The sequence below is a fragment of the Fusobacterium sp. DD2 genome (genome assembly GCF_018205345.1).
GTDB lineage: Bacteria > Fusobacteriota > Fusobacteriia > Fusobacteriales > Fusobacteriaceae > Fusobacterium_A.
Genome location: NZ_JADRHM010000131.1, coordinates 1 through 723, shown reverse-complemented (window position 1 = coordinate 723; position 723 = coordinate 1). Strand labels below are relative to the sequence as shown.

Annotated in this window: 1 protein-coding gene; it reads left to right on the top strand. The window is 27.4% G+C overall.

Features of this window, described 5'->3' with window-relative positions; genetic code table 11:
- On the top strand, positions 1–374 hold a 374-nt coding region (locus IX290_RS11430; protein ID WP_211493315.1), incomplete at its 5' end, for a transposase.
- Between the last annotated feature and the right edge of the window lie 349 nt (positions 375–723).

Sequence of the window (723 nt, the reverse complement as noted above, 5' to 3'; positions counted from 1 at the left end):
AGAATTCTTTTCTTTCTAAAAATTTGAAATTATCCATTCTTTTAAGACTTAAAGATAAAATATCCTTAAAAGATATAGCTAAAGAGCATTTTGTATCTATAACAATAGTACAGAGAATCATGAATCATGGATATAAAGATTTATTTGTTTCTAAAAATACACTTTCTGAAGTCTTGTGTTTTGATGAATTCAAATCAACAAAAGATTCTTTAGGCGCCATGTCCTTCATTTTTATGGATGCAGTTAATAGAAAAATTATTGATATTGTAGAAAATAGGCAACTTAATTCACTAGAAGGCTATTTTTCTAAATTTTCCTTTGAAGCTAGAAAAAATATTAAGCATATTGTAATTGATATGTATCTCCATGCATAAGTTTAATAAGAAGATTCTTTCCAAAGACTAAGATCATCATAGATACATTTCATATAGTTCAACTCATTAACAGAGCGCTGAATAAGTTGAGAATTACTGCGATGAACAGTTTTAAAGCAAAGAATCCTTCCCTCTATAGAAAGTTTAAAAGAGAATAGAAATTATTCCTTTGCGATTCTCTGAAACTTTCACATAAAAGAAATTATTGTCGTTCTTTTAAATATTTAATATCTCCAGATGAAAAACTCGATCATCTTTTAAAATAGAATGAGATACTAGCGAAGGATTACAATCTCTATCAATATTTGCTTGGTTCAATTCAAAGCAACAATTATCAAAGCCTTTTCCA